This window comes from Flavobacteriales bacterium, from assembly GCA_016716605.1.
In the GTDB taxonomy this organism is placed as follows: domain Bacteria; phylum Bacteroidota; class Bacteroidia; order Flavobacteriales_F; family PHOS-HE28; genus PHOS-HE28.
The window spans coordinates 330,018-344,550 of record JADJWA010000001.1 but is presented as its reverse complement, the minus strand read 5'-3'; the positions used below and the strand labels follow the sequence as shown (position 1 = coordinate 344,550).

Genomic DNA, 14,533 nt, shown 5'->3' with positions numbered 1-14,533 from the left:
GAACGCGATGAAGCGATTTCTTTCGATTGGCCTCGTGCTGCTGGGCAGCGGTGCCGGGCAGGCCCAGATCACCGTTGACAATACCCTCACTCCTCAGCAGCTCGTGCAGGACGTGCTCCTGGGAACGGGCGTTGTGGTGAGCAACATCTCCTTCAACGGTGTATTGAATCCGGTGGGGGTGCAACCCGGAAGCGCCAGCTTCGTGGAGACAGGGCCCACCAACCTCGGGCTCCCAGCAGGGGTGCTGCTCACCAGCGGCGTAACCACCGGCGTTGCTGGACCAGCCAGCTTTTTCGCCAGCGGCACGAACACTTCTGGCAGTGACCCGGACCTGGTCACTTTGGCCAATCAGAACATCAACGACCGCGCGGTGCTCGAGTTCGACTTCGTACCAGAAGGTGACACGGTGAAATTCCGCTATGTGTTCGGCTCTGAGGAGTACCCCGAATACGTTTGCACCAACTTCAACGACGCCTTCGGTTTCTTCCTCAGCGGTCCGGGCATCGCAGGGCCATTCCAGAACGGGGCCATCAACATCGCACGTGTTCCAGGCTCCGACATCCCCATCGCTATCAATACCGTGAATCCGGGCGTGCCCGGCACTTCGGGCGGTAATGCCGCAACCTGCGCTGCCGCTGACCCGAACTGGACGGGCAATACGGTGTACTACGTGAACAATGGCGCTGGCACCACCATCTGCTACGATGGCTTCACTGTGGTGCTCACAGCGGTGCAGCCTGTGCAGTGCGGGCAGACCTACCATATCAAGATGGCAATCGGCGATGGTTCCGACAGCGCCTTCGACTCAGGCGTGTTCCTGGAGGCTGGCAGCTTCACAAGCGTTCCCTTCATACCGACGCTCTCTCCCGGTCCCGGCATCATCGGCACCAACACCATCATGGAGAGCTGCTACCCGGTCACCATCAACTTTGCGCAGCAGGGCGCGGGCGGCGATACGAGCGTGGTGTACATCGTCACCGGCGGCACGGCTACTGCAGGCGTGGATTATGTTCCCGCCTTCCCGGATTCGCTCATCTTCTACCCTGGCGACAGCCTTCAGACCTTCACTTTCAACTGCCCTGTTGATGTCGATGGGGATGAAACCATCATTCTCACGCTGATCAGCCCAAGCCCTTGTGCCGGGATCACGGTCACGAATGAGTTCATCTTCACCATCATCCAGCCTCCGCAACTGGTGATCGTGGGCGGATACGATGAAATACCCTGCGGGGGCTCAGCGACACTGACACCCACCTTCTCCGGAGGGTATCCGCCCTATTCGATCTCCTGGTCGAATGGCCAGACCGGGAACAGCATCACGGTGACACCGAACGATAACACCGCATACACCGCCACCGTCACCGATGATTGCGGCACCACGGCCATCGCGCAGTTCTTCGTGGAGCTGGAGCCGCTGCCGCCGTTGAACATGGCCATCGTGGGTCCCAGTACGGTGATGGAATCATGCGACAACACAGGCGTGAACTTCATCCGCCCGCAAGGGGTGCCCGGTGATGTGCCCATCACCATCACCTTCAGCGGGTCGGCGGACAACGGGAGCGATTTCGTATGGAACAGCTCCTTGGTGATCCCTGACGGCGTGCTCAATACGATCGTGCCCTTTGATCCGCTTGAGGATAACATGCCTGATGACGGAGAGACCGTCACCATCACCGGAACTTACACCGATAGCTGCGGGCGCACCACCTCGGCGAGCGTCACCATCACCATAATCGATGCGCCGCTGATCTTCATCACGACGGAGGACTTCACCGTGGAGTGCCGGCCGGACAGCATGTTGATCAGCGCGCTGGCCACCGGCGGCGTAGGCTCGCTCTCCTATTCGTGGTCGAATGGTGACCTTGGCCCCGACACCTACGTGAGCATGAATGAATTCGCCAACTACACCGTGACCGTCACCGATGCATGCGGGCGCTCCGCGCAGGACGTGGTCACGATCTCGTTGATCTGCGATGTGGTGGTTCCGAACGTATTCTCACCGAACGGCGATGGGTACAACGATCGCTTCGTGATCGATGGCATCACCTATACGAGCAATACGGTGCGCATCTTCAATCGCTGGGGCCAGCTGGTGTACGAGGCGAGCAATTACCAGAACCAGTGGGACGGTGACGAGCTTCCTGATGGCACGTACTTCTACGAGGTGATCCTCTCAAATAAGAAGGATGAGCCCTACACGGGGCACCTCACGATCCTGCGCAACGGCTGGCGTTGATCCGTCAACGGACAATCAGGGAGGAGCCCGTCATCTCGACGGGCTTTTCCATGCCCATCAAGTCCAGCAGGGTAGGGGCCACGTCCGCCAGGATGCCATCACGCAACCGGATGGGTGCCTCCGTGACGGTGATTACAGGCACTGGGTTGGTGGTGTGCGCCGTGTTGGGCGAGCCGTCGGTGTTCATCGCCTTGTCCGCATTGCCGTGATCGGCGATGATGAGCACCTGATAGCCTGCCTTGCGAGCCGCCTCGACCACCTGCCTCGCGCAGGCATCCGTGGTCTCCACCGCCTCGATGATGGCATCGAACACGCCGGTATGCCCCACCATGTCGGGATTGGCGAAGTTGAGCACCACCAGATCTGGCGCGCCGGCGAGCAATTCAGGCACGATGGCATCGGCGATGGCCTGGGCGCTCATGGCAGGCTGCAGGTCGTAGGTGGCCACCTTGGGAGAGGGTAATAGCAATCGCCGCTCGCCGGGGAAGGGTTCTTCCCGGCCGCCGCTGAAGAAGAACGTGACGTGCGGGTACTTCTCCGTCTCTGCGATGCGGATCTGCTGCAGGCCAGCCAGGCTCACGGCCTCGCCCAAAGTCATGCGAAGGTCGTCCTTGCGGAAGATCGGGGACACACCGCTGTAGGTTGCGTCGTATTCGGTCATCGTGGCCATGTGCAGCTTGAGCGGCATCATGCCATACTCGGGGAAGGCTCGTTGCGTAAGCGCCTGCGTGATCTCGCGGCAGCGGTCGGTCCTGAAGTTGAAGCAGATCACGGCGTCGCCGTCCGCTAAGGTGTCCGGACGAATGTCGTCCGCACGGATGATCGCATGCGGCTTCATGAATTCATCGGTGACGCCTTGCGCATAGCTCCGGTCGAAGGCGAGCAGGGGGTCGGTCACGCGCTCACCTGCGCCATGCACCAGCAGGTCGTAGGCCACCTTCACGCGCTCCCAACGCTTGTCACGGTCCATGGCATAGTAACGGCCAATGATGCTCGCCAATCGCGCGCCGGTGCCGGCCACGGATTGCAGGAAGCGCTCCATGTATCCTTGGCCGCTGCGCGGGTCGGTATCGCGCCCGTCGGTGAACGCATGCACCAGGGTCTCCTTGATCCCTTCAGCGTGCGCCAGCTTGCACAGGGCTTCGGCATGGGTGCGCATGCTGTGCACCCCGCCATCGGAGAGCAGGCCCAAGAGGTGCAGCCGACCGCCGTGCGACCTTGCATGCGCAAAGGCCGCTTTCAGGGCGGGGTTCGTGCGCAGGCTGCCATCCGCGATTGCCCGGTCTATCCGGACCAGGTCCTGATGCACCACGCGCCCGGCGCCGATGTTGAGGTGGCCCACCTCGCTGTTGCCCATTTGGCCTTCCGGCAGGCCCACATGCGAACCATCGGTGCGCAGGCTTGCATGAGGCGCTGAGGCCAGGAGCGAATCGATGAACGGAGTACGGGCTTGCGCGATCGCATCATCCTTCCCGCCGGAGCCGATGCCCCAGCCATCGAGGATGATGAGCACAGCTTTCTTCGCCATCAGTTCTTCTTCGGGAACGTGGCCGCGAAAGTAGCCCCATGTGGCAACGTATCACTCAGCTCAATCCTCCCGCCGTGCCGTTGCACCAAGCGCTTGACCACGAACAAGCCCAGGCCCGTGCCCGGTGCGCTGCGAGTGGCTTCATCCCCGACGCGATAGAAACGCTCGAAGACCCGGCTGCGCTCCTTTTCCGGAATGCCGGGGCCATGATCGGTCACCACCAATCGCCAGGAGCTCCCGAGGTCCAGAAGCTCTACGCCGATCTCCGAGCCTGCCGGCGCGTACTTCACCGCGTTCTCTACGAGGTTCTCGACGATGCTCCGAAGGGCTTGCGGGTCGGCATTCACATGGCACTCTGGGAGCAACCGCAAATTCCAATCATGCCCAGAGCTGTCACGCAACCTGGCACGATTCACTGCGCCGCGCACGATATCCGTTGCATTGACCGGCTCAGGGCGGAGCGGAATCTGTTCTTCCCCGTCGGCGGTTGCTGCAAGCACTTTATCCGTGAGCGCGGCCAGGCGATCTGCCTCTTCGATAGCCGCCAAGCGGAGGGATTGCGCATCGGCCTCCCCGAGCCCCGGCCGTGACAAGGTCTGCAGCTGCAGCTTCATGGAGGCGACGGGCGTGCGGAGCTCGTGCGTGATGGCCAGCAGGAAGTTGCGCTGGAGGGCGGCCAATCGCAGGTCTCGGCGGATGGCCAGGAAGGCCAGCATCAGCACCGTTCCCAACAGGATCATGAATACGCCAGCTTCACCAAGGACCATCCAGGTGCGCGGGGTTCCTGCAGCCTCATCCAGTCGGCCCAGACTTCCCTTCAACTGGGCGATCTCGGTTTCTCGGCGCAGGAGCAGAACGGTCCACCAAATGAACTGGGCGAGGATGTACACGATAGCGGAACCCAGGAGCCAAAGTGACCGGTGGGACTGCCGCGCCATGCGGGCGAATGTACCCGGCTGCTGGGCCGATACCGCCCGCATCGATTACAGGCCTTACCCACTTGTGGGCAATATGCAGGGCAGGACCATGTGATTCGGGGCTCCATTCGGCCTCATTTCTATCTTGCCGGCTCATCCCATGGACTCGAGCGGCGCAAGGGCCTTCATCCTGGAACAGCTTCGAACCAGGCTACCGGCTTCGCGCACCTATCACTGCTTGGAGCATACCCTAGATGTGTATGCCAGCGCCATCAGCATAGCCGAACAGGAGGAGGTCACCGGTGAAGGGTTGGTCCTTCTGAAGATCGCCGCGCTCTACCATGACGCGGGCTTCATTACCCAGGATACCGACCATGAAGAAGCCGGCTGCCGCTTGGTGCGCGAAGTGCTGCCGGATTTCGGCTTCAACGAGCGGCAGATCGAGCTGATCTGTGATATGATCATGGCTACGCGCATCCCGCAGAGCCCGCGCAACAAGCTGGCTCGGATCCTCTGCGATGCCGACCTCGATTACTTGGGCCGGGCCGATTTCCAGCGGATCGGCGCAACGCTGTTCGAGGAGATGCGCACCTATGGCGTGCTGAGCACAGTGCGGGAATGGAACAAGCTGCAGGAGCGCTTCATCGAACGGCACTCGTACTTCACGCAGACCAACAAGCAGCTGCGCGAGCCTACGAAGCAGAAGCACTTGGCCGAAGTGCGCGCGTGGCTGGAGCGCAACCCCTAGGGCCTTGAACGAAGAGACCCCGGCGTGGCCAGGGTCTCCGGTGGTGCCTCCCAGAATCGAACTGGGGACACATGGATTTTCAATCCATTGCTCTACCAGCTGAGCTAAGGCACCGTTTCCTTTGCGCGGCTCAGCGCTTGCGCGGAAGGCGGGCAAAGATAAACAAGCACTTCAACCGAAATACGTGTGACGGAGCTCATCCTCGACATCGGCAACACACGCATCAAAGCCGCGCTCTTCAGGAACGGACGATTGCTGCGGCTTACGGCCTTCGGTTCCGGCCCAGGTCCAGCGTTGCGCCGGTTCATCGAAGGCTTCCAGATTGACCGCGTCGGCATCGGAAGCGTGGCTGGTGACGCCGATGGGCTATTGAGCGGCCTTCCGGACGGAAGCGCAACCATCCATCTGATATCAACAAACGATCGGTCACCCATCAGATCGGCCTATAGCAGCCCCGCAACACTTGGGATTGATCGTTGGGCGAATGCGGCGGCGGCAGCGGCCCTATTCCCCCAGCGCGCAGCCTTGGCCATCGACCTAGGCACATGCATCACCTACGACCTGGTGGATTCCACGGGAACCTATCTCGGTGGCGCCATCAGCCCAGGAACGCGCATGCGCGCCAAGGCCATGCAGGCTTACAGCGCTCGCCTACCGCTGGTTGAAACCGATCAGGATGCGCCGCCCTTCGGACAATCGACGGTGGCTAGCCTTCAAGCGGGTATACGACATGGCGTGATCGGTGAGTTGGAGCACTTCATTGCCGCTGCTCAACAAGCGCATCACGGTGTTGGCGTGGTGCTCACCGGAGGTGATGCCCTGTTGCACGCACGGGCCTTGAAAAGCGGCATCTTTGCCCACCCTTTCCTGACCCTTGACGGCCTACGCATCATCCTTCACCACAGCCTTGGCGCTGGCACCGCTTCTGGTACTGGCTCAGGGTCAGCAGGGTAGCGGCTCACCTTACTCGGCCCACGCCCTCGGCGACCTCACGGGTCCGGGGCAAGTGACCTTGTCGGGCATGGGCGGCTTAGCCGTAGCCGTGGCCGATCCGTTCAGCGTTGCTCGTGCCAATCCGGCCACATACTGCCTGCTTCACCATGCCACGTATGAGATGGGCGCAACCGTCCGTTGGACGCGCATGACCATTGGAGACGAAAGCGCGAGCGGACGCAACACCCGGCTGCTTGGATTCTCGCTTGGCGTGCCATTCGCGCGTGGCCGCTGGGGCATGGCGCTGGGCATACAGCCCTTCAGCACGGTGGCGTACAAGTTCGAGGATAAGCAAGAGGTGGAAGGCGGCACCTTGCGCAACGAATACACGGGATCGGGTGGTGTGAACCGCGCCTATCTCGGTTTCGGGCGAAGCCTGTGGCAGCGGCGCGATTCCACAGGTCTCCGATCCAAATTGAGCGCGGGCGCCAACTTCGAGTTCCTCTTCGGCACGGTGGAAGCCACCCGCAAGGCCTTCTATCCGCTGGGCTCGGGATACTACCACAGCAGCGTGGCCTCATCGCTCGTGCTTCGCGCGCCAACCGGAACGTTGGGTCTCATGCAAAGCGGGCAACTGGTGACCATGGAGGGCGCCAAGGAGCGCCATCAACAGCGGGTCATCCGCGCCGAGGCCCGGAGCAAACGGGACGAGATGGAATGGCTCAATGCCGGCCGGGAGCCATCGAAGTGGGTGCCAAGACCATTGCCCAAGCTGCGGCGCGAAGCGTTGCGCTGGCGGGCAGGCATCGGGCTGGACCTGCCCGCATCATTCACGGCGCAGCACAGCAACCTGGCAACAACCTTCCGCTTGGCCGGAACCGTGGAAACCACCATTGACACGGCACAGCGCATCGATGGCGCCTACGGCACGGTGAACCTGCCCGTAGGCTTCTCCGGCGGGTTCGGCATCGAGAACAGCCGATGGACGCTTGCTGCGGAACTGCAGCACCGCGATTGGTCCGCGCTGCGCAGCACCGTGGAGGGATACGCGCTGCGCACCGATCTGCGCGCCGCCACCACCTATGCGCTCGGAGCATCATTCAGGCCGGCCGGACAGCAAGGAGGCAGCTTCCTGAAGCGCACCATTTACCGGGCGGGCATCCGCTACACGGAGGACCCCATCGCGTTGCGAGACCAGGGCATCGATCAGTTCGGCATGTCATTTGGCTGCTCGCTGCCCATTGCAGGAGCAAGCACGCGAAGCCGCATCAACCTGGCTGTGGAGCACGGGCAGCGCGGAACCACCGAAGCAGGCTTGCTGAGCGAACGATACACCAACCTCCACATCGGAATCACCATCACCCCAGACCTCCGGGAACAATGGTTCAAGAAACGACGAATCGAATGATGAAGCACCTGACGAGAATCCTCCTGGTCAGCGCAATGGCCGCCGCGAGCAATGGCCTGTTCGCCCAAGGGAAGTACGGCGCCACGCCAGCCGACAGCGCGGAATGCGTGAAGAACATCTCGCTCTTCCAGGAATCCATGAAGCAAGGCCGCTTCGGCGATGCCTATGGCCCTTATCGCATGCTTCTCCAAGTATGCCCGGCCTATAGCAAGAGCCTCTACCAGAACGGCGGCAAGATGCTCGGCGACTTCATCGCCAAGGAGAAGGAGGCCTCGCGCAAGGAGCGCTTGATCGACTCGCTGCTGCTGAACTATGACATGCGCATCACGCACTTCGGCGAGAGGGCTTTCGTGATGGGGCGCAAAGGAGTTGACCTTCAATTCTATCGCCCGAAGGAATGCATAGCGGCCCGCGACATCATGAAGGAGGCAATCGAATTAGGTGGCGTGCGCTCCGAACCCGCCACCATCAGCGCCTATTACTCCGCACTCAACTGCCTCTATGGCGAGGGTGCCGCGACCAAGGAGCAGATGCTCTCGGAGTATGTGCGTCTTTCTGGATTGATTGAGCAGAACCTGGCGGACCCCAACCTGAAAGAAGCCGACCGCGAGCTCTGGATCAAGTCGCGCGACAACGTGAATGGCAATTTCTTCCGCATTGCCGAATGCAAGGATATCGGCAGCATCGCGGAGAAGCTGGTGCAGGAGAATCCTGATGATCTAGAGCTGAAGACACGCTTGCTGCGCGTGCTCAACGCGAAGGATTGCACCGAAGAGAGTATCTACCTGAGGCTCGCCGAGGAGGTTCACAAGGCCGCCCCGACCAGTGAGAGCGCTTACAGCCTAGGCCAGTACCTGGTCAAGAAGGGTGATTTGAGCGGCGCGATCAAGTACATGGCGGAGGCCGCTGAGCTCTGCACGGGCTGCAGCGACCGGGTGAAGTACCTGTTGAAGGCCGGCCAGGTGGCCAGTGCAATGGGTAATCATAGCAAAGCAAGGAGCTACGCCAACCAAGTACTGCAGATCGAGTCGAAGAACGGTGAGGCACTGATCCTGATCGGCAATGCCATCGCTGCGCAAGCAGGCAGCTGCGAAGTGCCCGATAGCTGGGGCGCTTATTGGCTTGCCTATGATTACTACCAGCGTGCGCGCAGCCTCGATCCCAGCGTATCGGACAAGGCCAGTGAGCGCATGGGCAGCTGCAACGCCCGATTCCCCACCAAGGAAGAGCTCTTCTTCCGCAACATGAAGGAGGGCGACAGCTTCCAGATGGGCTGCGGCGGCCTCAACGAGAGCACTACGGTGCGCGTCAAGAAGTAGCGTGGGACTCGCCCGTCGAGCACGGAACATCGGCATGCCTGCCCTGCTCGGGGCGGGCATGCTGCTTTCATGCAAGAATGACCTCGATCAAGTAGCCGCGATCGAGCTGCCCGCCGCCGTGCCCGATCGGGTGACCGAGCAAGCTGAATACCTCTACACAGACTCCGGCGTGGTGCGCAATCGGCTGCGTGCTGGCCGCATCAGCGAATGGGGCGAGCCGGATAAGCGAACCGAGATCGACGATGGGCTTGAACTCGTCTTCTTCGATCCGCTCGGTGAGCAAGTGAGCGTGCTCACGGCGCGCCGAGGGCTGATCGAGCCCGGTCTGCAGCGCATGCAGGTCTTCGATGAGGTGGTGTTCGTGAATGCAAAGGGCGAGCGCTTGGAGACCGAGCAGCTCACCTGGCGGCAGGACAGCGCCCGCGTGCGCACCGACAAGGCCGTGCGCATCCAGCGCGGCCAGGACGTGATCCATGGCCAGGGCCTCGATGCCGCTGAGGATTTCAGCTCCTACATCATCCGGCGCGTCACAGGCGTGCTGCAGCTAGGCGATACCTTGCCCTCCCAGCCCTGAGCATGGCCGCCATCAACCGCATCACGCGCTTCATGGAGCACTTCTGGCTGGCGGTGGCCATCGGCACCTTCCTCGCAGCCGTCTGGGTAATGATCGCCGAAGGCGGTGAGCAGGGCCGTCAATGGCTTATCTATCCGGTGATCGCGTTGGCCATGTTCTTCTTTCGGCGCTTCACGCGAAAGCGGTTGGAGGCGATTGAACGGCACGAGGATGAACGCAAGGGCTGAAGCGCCCGTGCCGCCCCATCTATCTTCGCCTGCCCGCCTTGAGCCCCTTCGACCTCTTCCTGATCATCGCATCCGTGGCGCTCTCAGCACTGTGCTCGGGGCTGGAGATCGCCTTCGTCTCCAGCAACAAGCTCTACCTCGAGCTGGAGCGCAAGCGTGGCGCATGGTGGGCACGGCTCATCGGTTTCTTGCAGCGCCGTCCTGCACGGGTGATCGGCGCCCTGCTGGTGGGCAACAATATCGCGCTGGTGGTCTATGGTGTGCTGGTGGCCGAGGCGCTCGAGCCATGGCTCGCCACGCTGGGCCTGAGCCCGTGGCTGGTGCTTGCGGTGCAAACCACCTTGGCCACCTTGCTCATCCTGGTGGTGGCCGAGTTCATGCCCAAGGCCCTCTTCGGCCTTGATCCCAATCGGGCGCTGGCCCTCTTCGCCTTGCCGCTGGCGCTGCTCTATGTGGTGCTCTGGCTGCCCATGATGCTCTTCACGGGCTTGAGCGAGTTGCTGCTCCGTCTTTTCCGCGTGCGCACCCGACCCGGCCAGATCGCCTTCGGCCGGATCGACCTTGACGATTTCCTGCGCGAGATGTCCGGCGGGCCGGCCCGCGCGCAGCAGCTCGATGCCGAAGTGGAGTATTTGCGCAACACCCTTGAGCTCAGCAGCATCAAAGCGCGTGAGATCATGGTGCCGCGCGCGCGGATCGAGGCCATCGATGCCGAGGAGGGCCCTGAGCAGCTGCACCGCCGCTTCGTGGAGACCGGACTGAGCAAACTGCTGGTTTACAAGGACCGCATCGACAACGTGATCGGCTACGTGCATGGCTACGAGCTCTTCCGCCACCCGCGCAGCATCCGCGCCGTGATGCGACCGGTGAACTTCATCCCCGGCACCATGCCCGCCGACGAGGTGCTGCAGCTCTTCATCAAGCAGCGCAGCCATGTGGCCGTGGTGGTCGATGAATACGGCGGCACGGCCGGCATGCTCACCATGGAGGATGTGGTGGAGACGATCGTGGGGGATATCGAGGATGAGCATGATGCGCCCGAGGATGTGGAGGAGCGGCTCGCCGACGGCGCATACTTGCTCAGCGGCCGGCTCGACGTGGAGCGCATCCGCGAGCGCTTCGGCCTGGATCTGCCGCTGAGCGAGGAATACGGCACCCTCGCCGGATTCATCCTCCACCACACCGGCGACCTGCCAGAGCAAGGACAGGTCATCGAGATCGCGCCCTTCCGATTCACCATCGCGCAAGTGGCGCATGGGCGCATCGATCTGGTGCGGTTGGAGCCGGGACCGGCCTGATCGGCTGCCCGCCCGGAAGTGCCGGTCTATCTTGCCGCGCCTATTCCAGCGACTCGCGGCGTCATGTCATTCGATGTAACCAAGCCATTGCTCGACCGAATCCGCGAAGGGCTTGAGCATGGCCGTGCGCAAGCCGTGCTGGATGATCTCAAGGAGCTGCACCCAGCCGACATCGCCGAGGTGCTCGACCGGCTTCGGGTCGAAGAGGCCACCACGCTCTACGATGCGCTCGATGAGGAGCTCGCCGCCGAGGTGCTGCTCGAATTGCCCGATGATAAGCGCGAGGCCATCCTGGAGACCTTCACCGGGAAGGAGATCGCCGAGGAGGTGATCGACCAGCTCGATAGCGATGATGCCGCCGACGTGATCGCCGACCTGCCCGAGGACGTGCAGGAAGAGGTGATGGCGAACATCGAGGACGCTGAGCAGCGAGAGGAGATCGCCGAATTGCTCACCTACGACGAGTACAGCGCTGGCGGCCTCATGGCCAAGGAGCTCGTCAAGGTGAGCGTGGACGGCAGCATGCGTGATTGCGTGAAGGAGCTCCGCGCCCATGCCGACGAGATCGACCATGTGTACGTGATCTATGTGGTGGACCAGCACGACCGCCTCATGGGCACCATCCCGCTCAAGCGGCTGCTCACCACCTCGCTCTTCCAGCCGGTGAAGGATGTCTATGAGCCGGACTTCATCAGCGTGAAGGCCGATGAGGAAGGCGAAGTGGCCGCCAGGCTGATGGAGAAGTACGACCTGGTGGTGCTGCCCGTGGTCGATGGCCGCGGGCGCCTGCTGGGCCGCATCACCATCGACGATGTGGTGGATGTGATACGCGAGGAGGAGACCGAGGACGTGCAGCGGATGGCGGGCATGGAGGCGCTGGAGGAATCGTACATGAATAGCAGCTGGTGGGAGATCGTGAAGAAGCGCGTGGGCTGGCTCATCATCCTCTTCATCGGGGAGAGCTTCACGGCCACCGCCATGAGCTTCTTCGAGGACCAGATCGCCAAGGCCGTGGTGCTCGCGCTCTTCGTTCCATTGATCATCTCATCCGGAGGCAACACCGGCTCGCAGGCCAGCACGCTCATCATACGCGCGCTCGCCCTCGGCGATGTCACCATCCGCGAATGGTGGAGCGTGTTCAAGCGCGAGGCCACCGTGGGCCTAACGCTTGGGACCGTGCTCGGCGTGATCGGCTTCCTTCGCGTGGCGGTGTGGAGCCAATTCGTGGATGTCTATGGCGAGCATTGGTTCGAGATCGGCCTCGCGGTCGGGTTCTCCTTGCTCGGCGTGGTGCTTTGGGGCAACCTCATCGGTTCTCTGTTCCCGCTCATCCTCAAGCGCCTCGGCCGCGACCCGGCGGTCTCCTCAGCGCCCTTCGTGGCCACCGTAGTGGATGTCACCGGGCTGCTCATCTACTTCGGCATCGCCACGCTGATGCTGGCGGGCATCATGATCTGATCCATGCGCATCGCACTCATCGATACCGTTCACCCGCGATTGAGCGAATTGCTCACGCGCGCCGGGCACGAACTGGTGATGCTGCATCACCTGGATGACGCCGCGCTCACTGATGCGCTCACCGGGGCGCAGGGCATCGTGGTGCGGAGCCGCGCGCTGATGGCGGAAGTGCTGGAGCGGACCGGAGGCTTGCGCTTCATCGGTCGTGTTGGGAGCGGCACGGAGAACATCGATACGGCGTGGTGCCGCGCGCATGGCGTGAGGGTGCTGAACAGCCCCGAAGGCAATCGCGACGGCGTGGGCGAGGCCTGCGTGATGATGCTGCTCGCCCTGATGAAGGCCCTGGTGCGCGCCAACGGCCAGGTGCATCACGGCCTATGGCTGCGTGAAGAGAACCGGGGCACTGACCTGCGCGGCAGGACCGTGGGCATCATCGGCTACGGCAACATGGGCAGTTCCTTCGCCGACAAGCTGCGCGGCTTCGGGGTGAAGGTGCTCGCGCACGATAAGTACCGCAGCGGCTTCGGGCGGGCGGGAGTCACAGAGTCCTCACTCGAGCGCGTGCTGCGCGAGAGCGATGCGATCAGCCTGCACCTGCCTCTAACCGAGGAGACGCGCCATTTCGCTGACCGTGATTTCTTCCTCCGCCTGGGCCGGCCCGTTTGGTTCCTCAACACCTCTCGCGGTGCCGTGGTGCACACCGAAGCGCTGCTCGATGCCATCGACCAGGGCCGTGTGATCGCTGCCGGCCTCGACGTACTGGAGTTCGAGCGGCCCGACCTCAGCGGCCTTGACCCCGCGATCGAGCCTGCTGCGCAGCGCCGCCTTTTCGGGCACGAGCGCGTGCTGCTCACGCCGCACATCGCGGGGGTCACCCACGAAGGCAAGCTCAAGATGGCGGAGGTGCTCGCCGATAAGATCATCCACGCTTTCCCCAATGGCCAAGGCTGAACACCTGATCGGGGCGCTTTTGCCGCTCGCCCTCTCCGCCTGCATGAACAGCACCTCACGCCACGAAGCACCCGAAGTGCATGGCCATCGTGGCTGCAGGGGCCTGCTACCGGAGAACACGGTGCCCGGCTTCCTGCGCGCCGCAGAGCTTGGCGTGGACTGGCTTGAGCTCGATGTGGTGATCAGCGCCGACGGCCAGGTGATCGTCTCCCACGAGCCTTGGATGAGCCATGTGATCTGCACCGATGCAAGCGGGGATCATATACCGCCGGAAGGCGAACGCTCCTTCAACCTGTATGGGATGACGGCTGCCGAGATCCGTGCCTTCGATTGCGGCGGGCTCGAGCATCCGCGGTTCCCGGAACAGGAGCAGCGCCGCGCGCACAAGCCCACCCTGCGCGAAGTGGTGGAGGCCATCGAAGAGACCGCGATCATGGGAGGAGGCCAGCCAGGCTTCAACATCGAGATCAAGAGCGACCACGCGCTGTACGGGACCTTCCAGCCCAGGCCGGATGATTTCGCGCGCATCGTGCTGAAGGAGATCGATGAGCTGGGCATCACCGATCGGTGCATCATCCAATCCTTCGACCCCGCTGCACTCATGGCCGCGCATGCGGAGCAGCCCGATCTCGCCTATGCCCTGCTGGTTGAGAACGACGAGGGTCCGGAAGTGAACCTTTCGCGGCTGATGTTCACCCCGGCGATCTACAGCCCGCACTTCAGCTTGGCCGATGAGGCCCTGCGCACGAAGCTGCAAGAGCAGGGGATCGAGCTCGTGGTATGGACGGTGAACGAGCGCGCGGACATCCTGCGGATGATTGCCCTTGGGGTGGATGGCATCATCAGCGATTACCCCGACCGGGTGATCGGGCTGATTGATGCGGCCGGCCGCTGAACAATCACGCTCGGCATGGGGCCTTGGGGTGGGAGCTCGGG

The 14,533-nt window shown here is 62.6% G+C and carries 13 protein-coding genes and 1 tRNA gene; 11 read left to right on the top strand and 3 right to left on the bottom strand.

Annotated elements, in window-relative coordinates; genetic code table 11:
* Positions 1-7 precede the first annotated feature (7 nt).
* Positions 8-2,236 carry a choice-of-anchor L domain-containing protein gene (locus IPM12_01410; protein ID MBK9146457.1) on the top strand — a complete coding sequence of 743 codons (2,229 nt, stop codon included), beginning with the start codon at positions 8-10 and terminating at the stop codon, positions 2,234-2,236.
* 4 nt (positions 2,237-2,240) lie between these two features.
* Here IPM12_01410 and IPM12_01405 read toward each other — a convergent pair whose 3' ends face one another.
* The gene (locus IPM12_01405) at positions 2,241-3,764 is read right to left on the bottom strand and encodes a 2,3-bisphosphoglycerate-independent phosphoglycerate mutase (protein MBK9146456.1); all 1,524 of its coding nucleotides are present in this window, start codon (positions 3,762-3,764) and stop codon (positions 2,241-2,243) included.
* On the bottom strand, positions 3,764-4,702 hold the full coding sequence (locus tag IPM12_01400) for a HAMP domain-containing histidine kinase (GenBank protein ID MBK9146455.1): 939 nt from the start codon (positions 4,700-4,702) through the stop codon (positions 3,764-3,766). Before IPM12_01400 ends, IPM12_01405 begins: the two co-directional genes overlap by 1 nt.
* Positions 4,703-4,841: 139 nt before the next feature.
* Between IPM12_01400 and IPM12_01395 the strand changes: the two genes are divergently transcribed.
* Positions 4,842-5,429, top strand: a complete 588-nt coding sequence (locus tag IPM12_01395; GenBank protein ID MBK9146454.1) for an HD domain-containing protein — start codon at positions 4,842-4,844, stop codon at positions 5,427-5,429.
* Positions 5,430-5,470: 41 nt separating this feature from the next.
* Here IPM12_01395 and IPM12_01390 read toward each other — a convergent pair.
* A tRNA-Phe gene (locus tag IPM12_01390) sits at positions 5,471-5,543 on the bottom strand.
* Positions 5,544-5,615: 72 nt separating this feature from the next.
* On the opposite strand from IPM12_01390, the gene IPM12_01385 reads away from it, so the two are divergent.
* From IPM12_01385 to IPM12_01345, 9 genes are all read left to right on the top strand, one after another.
* A complete protein-coding gene (locus IPM12_01385) occupies positions 5,616-6,383 on the top strand; it encodes a type III pantothenate kinase (GenBank protein MBK9146453.1) in 768 nt (255 codons plus the stop codon).
* 67 nt (positions 6,384-6,450) lie between these two features.
* Positions 6,451-7,770 (top strand): hypothetical protein, encoded by a 1,320-nt coding sequence (locus tag IPM12_01380; GenBank protein ID MBK9146452.1) that lies wholly within the window; start codon positions 6,451-6,453, stop codon positions 7,768-7,770.
* Positions 7,767-9,089, top strand: coding sequence for a hypothetical protein (locus IPM12_01375; protein ID MBK9146451.1), 1,323 nt, complete (start codon positions 7,767-7,769; stop codon positions 9,087-9,089). Before IPM12_01380 ends, IPM12_01375 begins: the two co-directional genes overlap by 4 nt.
* Before the next feature lie 34 nt (positions 9,090-9,123).
* Positions 9,124-9,663 (top strand): LPS export ABC transporter periplasmic protein LptC, encoded by a 540-nt coding sequence (gene lptC, locus IPM12_01370; protein ID MBK9146450.1) that lies wholly within the window; start codon positions 9,124-9,126, stop codon positions 9,661-9,663.
* A 2-nt stretch (positions 9,664-9,665) separates the two neighbouring features.
* Positions 9,666-9,890: a hypothetical protein gene (locus IPM12_01365; GenBank protein MBK9146449.1), complete on the top strand. Its 225-nt coding sequence runs from the start codon at positions 9,666-9,668 to the stop codon at positions 9,888-9,890.
* 38 nt (positions 9,891-9,928) lie between these two features.
* A complete protein-coding gene (locus tag IPM12_01360) occupies positions 9,929-11,188 on the top strand; it encodes an HlyC/CorC family transporter (GenBank protein ID MBK9146448.1) in 1,260 nt (419 codons plus the stop codon).
* 63 nt (positions 11,189-11,251) lie between these two features.
* Positions 11,252-12,646 (top strand): magnesium transporter, encoded by a 1,395-nt coding sequence (gene mgtE / locus IPM12_01355; protein ID MBK9146447.1) that lies wholly within the window; start codon positions 11,252-11,254, stop codon positions 12,644-12,646.
* Positions 12,647-12,649: 3 nt separating this feature from the next.
* On the top strand, positions 12,650-13,597 hold the full coding sequence (locus tag IPM12_01350) for a phosphoglycerate dehydrogenase (protein MBK9146446.1): 948 nt from the start codon (positions 12,650-12,652) through the stop codon (positions 13,595-13,597).
* Positions 13,584-14,492 (top strand): glycerophosphodiester phosphodiesterase, encoded by a 909-nt coding sequence (locus tag IPM12_01345; protein MBK9146445.1) that lies wholly within the window; start codon positions 13,584-13,586, stop codon positions 14,490-14,492. Before IPM12_01350 ends, IPM12_01345 begins: the two co-directional genes overlap by 14 nt.
* The last annotated feature ends 41 nt before the right edge of the window (positions 14,493-14,533 follow it).

Coding starts and splice junctions, on each gene's coding strand:
- IPM12_01380 (MBK9146452.1), top strand. CDS start 6,451: ATGGGCGGCTTAGCCGTAGCCGTGGCCGATCCGTTCAGCGTTGCTCGT.
- IPM12_01375 (MBK9146451.1), top strand. CDS start 7,767: ATGATGAAGCACCTGACGAGAATCCTCCTGGTCAGCGCAATGGCCGCC.
- IPM12_01400 (MBK9146455.1), bottom strand. CDS start 4,702: ATGGCGCGGCAGTCCCACCGGTCACTTTGGCTCCTGGGTTCCGCTATC.
- lptC (MBK9146450.1), top strand. CDS start 9,124: ATGCCTGCCCTGCTCGGGGCGGGCATGCTGCTTTCATGCAAGAATGAC.
- IPM12_01345 (MBK9146445.1), top strand. CDS start 13,584: ATGGCCAAGGCTGAACACCTGATCGGGGCGCTTTTGCCGCTCGCCCTC.
- IPM12_01395 (MBK9146454.1), top strand. CDS start 4,842: ATGGACTCGAGCGGCGCAAGGGCCTTCATCCTGGAACAGCTTCGAACC.
- mgtE (MBK9146447.1), top strand. CDS start 11,252: ATGTCATTCGATGTAACCAAGCCATTGCTCGACCGAATCCGCGAAGGG.
- IPM12_01410 (MBK9146457.1), top strand. CDS start 8: ATGAAGCGATTTCTTTCGATTGGCCTCGTGCTGCTGGGCAGCGGTGCC.
- IPM12_01365 (MBK9146449.1), top strand. CDS start 9,666: ATGGCCGCCATCAACCGCATCACGCGCTTCATGGAGCACTTCTGGCTG.
- IPM12_01350 (MBK9146446.1), top strand. CDS start 12,650: ATGCGCATCGCACTCATCGATACCGTTCACCCGCGATTGAGCGAATTG.
- IPM12_01405 (MBK9146456.1), bottom strand. CDS start 3,764: ATGGCGAAGAAAGCTGTGCTCATCATCCTCGATGGCTGGGGCATCGGC.